The organism is Thermoactinomyces sp. CICC 10522 (assembly GCF_016055075.1).
Lineage (GTDB): Bacteria > Bacillota > Bacilli > Thermoactinomycetales > Thermoactinomycetaceae > Thermoactinomyces_A > Thermoactinomyces_A daqus.
On sequence record NZ_JAECVY010000043.1, the window covers coordinates 1 to 4,900 of the forward strand.

Here is a 4,900-nt window from a genome sequence, read left to right on the forward strand (position 1 = left end):
GCCAGCGTTCATCCTGAGCCAGGATCAAACTCTCCGATAAAGATCTAGCTCAAAAAGAATTAACAGGTCATGCTTCACTCTTTAGTTTTCAAGGAACACTCTCCGTCGCCGCCGTTTTTATCACAACGACAATTTATATTCTATCACATCGCTGTCACGCTTGTCAACAACTTTTTTGTTTTCTTCTCTCGCTTTTTGCAAGATGTTGTCGTAGCAGCGACGAAAATAAATATACTACCCTTTTATTTGATTGTCAACACTTTTTTATCGTTTTTTTACGGACACCGGGGCGCGGATTCACTTTCAACTTCCTTCTTGGCCGGTGTCCGGTTGACTTACCGCCTCTTCTCCATCCTTTCTCTCCTGAATTTACATCGTTCTCCCTCTTTCCCCATGATCAAGAATTCGGATATTCACTTTTGTATTGATCTGCGCCTTGCTAAAGTGATCATCCCACTTATTTTTCAGTTCTAACCATTGGATTGGATAGGAAATGCGAAACTGGTCACGGAAATCGGCCACATCCACCTTATATTTTTTTTGCATTTTATGCAGAGTAAGATGAACAAGACGATTAACCTCATTCTCCACCAATTTTTCCAGACTTTTGACATGATCTTCGTTGAGCAGATCCGTGGGAATATGCCATGTTTCGAATAAGGACACCTTTCCTTCGATATTCACGTCAAACGAGATCTTGTTTCCGTTTATATAAGGAGTGACGGTTCTCTCGATGGATTTGATCTCCACAGCAAAATTCTGTCGCTTTTCCTTATCAAAAACCTGAACAATCCCTTTGGCCTGTCCGGTCAACCAATTCAACCCTTCCACTTCTTCACGGGTTAAAAAGCCGATCAGCCGCTTGGAACTGCCTTTGATGACAGCACCGCCATCAAATAAGACTTTTCCCTTTTCCAATTTGACCGCCTGCAAGAGAAAACTGGCATCGGAAGCCATTTTGCTTGCAGTCTGGCCAATGGTAAACAGCGGCAATATTCCGTTTGTCTTATAATGATTTTGATAAATTCTCTGCAACCTTATACCGGGAATATCCGTGTTTCTGGTCACTTCCAAAAGATGGCGGCCTATTCCTTTAGATATCAGGATATTGGCACTCGGTCTGATTTCATACGTGTGCAAATATAAACTCAGCACCCCCTGCAAATTCATCAACCGTGCCATCTTCTCACCAATCAGAACAATCTTTGTATGCTGACCAAACGGAGGACGTGACTCTTCCAGCGACATTTTACGAATCGCTTCCATCACAGTTCTTCCTCTGGACACGATATTTTTATACGCTTTGCCTTTCTGCCCTCCATCTGCATTTTCTTCAGATTGTTGCGGAACGGTACATTGCATGGTAACCTCCACAAACGATTTCCCCTGTTCATCCCCGGATTCCCCGACTGTGTCATCATCCACCATGTCAAAACTGGAAGCCACTTCCAAAGAAATATCTTCAATATCACGGCTGTCCCAGCATCCGGAAACAGTGATCAGGCTCCCAATCGATATAACGATGAATAACAGACGTTTCCAAGAGTGATTCCTATCCATGTTTTTTCCCCTTCGGCCAGGTAATTCCCCATAAAACCGGAATGATGATCCCGATGAAAGCCAGCAGGACATACCCCATTATATATCCGATTAAATAGCGCTCATTGATATCGGACGGCAAGGCTGCGAACAGATAGATCAAAGGAGAAATCCAGTAAGTCCATGTTTTGAACTCCTTGCCAAAGATACTGGACAAGCCTATTGAGGCGAGATAGTGATAACACACGTAAGTGGTGAAAATCTGCAACATCCATACTGCCAGCAGAAAAGACTCAAATCGCTCAAAGATGACTCCCGTAACTTCAAATGAGCGGATCATGGTGACAGTAGGCCTGGTGATTCTCGCAGTCTCCTCCAGCCCTAATGTGGCAACCGCAAACGCAACGATAATGATATAAAAAAATGTGGGAACAGAGATACCGATGATGACCGATTTAACAGCTTGGCGATGATCCTCCATAAACGCGGTCAAAAACAAAATGACCTCAAACCCGCTGAAGGACAAGACTGTTTGCGTGATTCCCTTGATCACGGGCATGACGCCAAATCCCATCACAGGACGTAAATTGTTGAAATCGACAACTTTCAGGCTTAAACCCAGAGTCATGAGAAAGATCAAAACCGTGATCGGAAGAAGAAGGCTGGATAAACGGGCGATTGGCGTCAAACCTCCCGTAACCAGATAAACCCCGACCCATATGAATAAAACCATTGTTATTGCAGTCGGTGTTCTCGGGAGAAGATAAAGACTGTTGACCTCAGCCATCGAGCGAATCTCGTACCCTCCCAGAACAATAAAGTAGACAACCAGAGGGAAATTGAGCAGACGGCCGACCCATTTTCCCACCAAATGCTGACTGAATTCAAAATAGGTTTGCCCAGGGAAGCGTTGACTTAGCTTGGCCATCATAATTCCCGCCAACACGGCAATCATTCCGCTCAAGATCACGGAGATCCATCCATCTGGCGTACCGGTTTTTTCCGTTACGGTTCGTGGCAATGTGAGCACACCTGAACCCAACATAATAGAAGAAGTAACAATCGCGGCTTCCTGCATGGTGATTCGATTTTTTGGACGGATGATCAAGTTGCCCCACTTCCTTGGACGCGCTACTTTTTGCGCACAGGATTCTTTGTGTTCATCATTTTTGGGCGCTGTTTCATGTTTCTCAGAGGAAAGCGTATAATAAAATCCTTCCATTCATAAAGACTGTAAGGAATCGTCGGTGCAACATAGGGCACGCCAAAACTCTCCAATCGGCACAGATGAATGGTAATGGCCAGGAAAAACAGAATTACGCCATAGAGACCGAACAGCGCGGCGCTAAACATGGCCAAAAAGCGCAATAGCCTGAGCGCGATCCCGGCGCCGTAATTGGGGATGGCAAATGAGGAAATGGCGGTGAGGGAGACAACAATCACCATGATCGGGCTGATAATACCCGCACTTACCGCGGCTTCCCCGACAACCAAACCGCCGACCAACCCCACCGTTTGTCCGACGGGCTTGGGCAGGCGGAGCCCCGCTTCCCGCAAAATCTCAATGGAAATCTCCATGATCAGCGCTTCAATAAAGGAAGGAAACGGCACTCCTTCCCTGGTTTGCGCCATGGAGATGGCCAATTTCGTCGGTATTAACCCCTGGTGAAAGGAAACGAACGAGATATATATAGAAGGGAGCAATAAGGAAATATAGGCAGCGAGATAACGCATCAAACGAAGAAGGGAGGTCGGAATCCAACGTTCATAATAATCCTCTGGTGACTGCAGTAACATGGGGAAAGTGGTCGGAACCATCAACACAAATGAGGTTCCTTCCAACAAAATGGCTACTCTCCCTTCCAACAGGGCAGCGATAACCCGGTCGGGCCGCTCGGTATATTGGATCTGCGGAAAAGGAGAAAACGGGTTATCTTCAATCAATTGCTCTACATAACCGGATTCAAGCACTTCATCCACATCAATCCGGTTAAGCCGCTGCTTCACTTCACTTACAATTTCCGGATCGGCAATCCCCTTCATAAAAGCAACAACCAGTTTTGTCCGGGTTCGCCTTCCCAACGTATACTCGATAAGGGTTAAATCAGGGGTGGTCAAACCCTGGCGGAGCAGGGCGATATTTACATCAAGCGATTCGTTGAAACCGGATCGCGGGCCGCGAACCAAAGCTTCCGATATCGGTTCCTCAATAGAGCGCGTTTGGTACTTCTGCGTTCCCAGAACCAGAGCGACTGACAGACCATCAATAAATAAAGCCGTGTTTCCTCTGGCGATCTCGATCAGCAAATCTTTGAAAAAACGAACTTCTTTCACGTTTTCAATGGTCAGGATATGGTTGGCAATAAAATCCGACAGCTCCTCTTCCCCTGATAACTCTCGGTCAGGATGATTGATATCAAAGGCAAACATTAGAGATTGCATGATTTTATCCTCGACTAAACCACGGTCGATCAGGCTTTCCAAAAAAACCAAGGCGACTTTGCGATCCGTCGAGCCAAGCCGGAATGTTCGCATCTTCAGATCAGCGTTTTGACCGATCTCGTTTTCGATCATCAACAGGTTGGAAACGAGATCTTCATGGAAGCAACACGGCGTCTCATCCGAGTTTTTTTTTGTTTGCAATAGAGTCTTTTTCGGTTTCCGGCGTTTGATCATGGCATTCTCCCTCTTATGATCGAATCCAGTAATAAAGTTTGGATATTCCATACGGTATGATGAAAGAGGCGACCGCTCCAATCAAGATCCGCGGCTGAAGCAAACTTTGTATCAGCGTTTCCCACATATCCATCACCTATAAATTAATTTGCTCAGAAAGAAGAATCCAATACAGTAGCAGGAAAAAAAGCGACTGGCCGATCATTTATCCGGAAATCTGTCTTTCTGCATTTTTTATTCCGTTGAAAAAAGTAACTACCGAGCGGATCACACCACTTCAAATCGCTGTACAAAAAATAACCATCTCTATTTTTTAAGATGTGATTGATCTGATTTGACCCCCGAAAGCTTACCTTCATGAAGTCATATTGAGTTCGGTTAACAATCTTTCTTCTTCGAAAAGGTTCTGTCAAAAAAGGGAGCAGTAGCAAACCCCGATCGCTTCGCCTGAGTCCCATGATCCATTTGACCATCGGTCCTTTGCTTCTGTTTGGCACAGTCTCATTTCCTTAAAAGGTGGGAATAATCAGTTGGATTATTTATTAAATTCACTCCCTTTCTGCAGGAATCCGCAAATCCGAGGAGGACATCGGGGAACATCCTCAGGATTTCCGCGAGGATTCCCGACGGAGTGAATGAAATACGCTCAAAAACAGATGGCGATGGGAAAGGATGGAGAAGGAGG

The 4,900-nt window shown here is 45.4% G+C and carries 3 protein-coding genes; all 3 read right to left on the reverse strand.

The genetic code is table 11. The annotated features are described in order from the left end of the window. Positions 1 to 369: 369 nt before the first annotated feature. The 3 genes from I8U18_RS17415 to I8U18_RS17425 are packed head-to-tail and all read right to left on the reverse strand — an operon-like array spanning position 370 to position 4,215. Positions 370 to 1,560 carry a Ger(x)C family spore germination protein gene (locus I8U18_RS17415; protein ID WP_198065172.1) on the reverse strand — a complete coding sequence of 397 codons (1,191 nt, stop codon included), beginning with the start codon at positions 1,558 to 1,560 and terminating at the stop codon, positions 370 to 372. Beyond that, positions 1,553 to 2,647, reverse strand: coding sequence for a GerAB/ArcD/ProY family transporter (locus I8U18_RS17420; RefSeq protein WP_198056612.1), 1,095 nt, complete (start codon positions 2,645 to 2,647; stop codon positions 1,553 to 1,555). Before I8U18_RS17420 ends, I8U18_RS17415 begins: the two co-directional genes overlap by 8 nt. A 23-nt stretch (positions 2,648 to 2,670) precedes the next feature. Further along, positions 2,671 to 4,215, reverse strand: coding sequence for a spore germination protein (locus tag I8U18_RS17425; protein WP_033101388.1), 1,545 nt, complete (start codon positions 4,213 to 4,215; stop codon positions 2,671 to 2,673). Between the last annotated feature and the right edge of the window lie 685 nt (positions 4,216 to 4,900).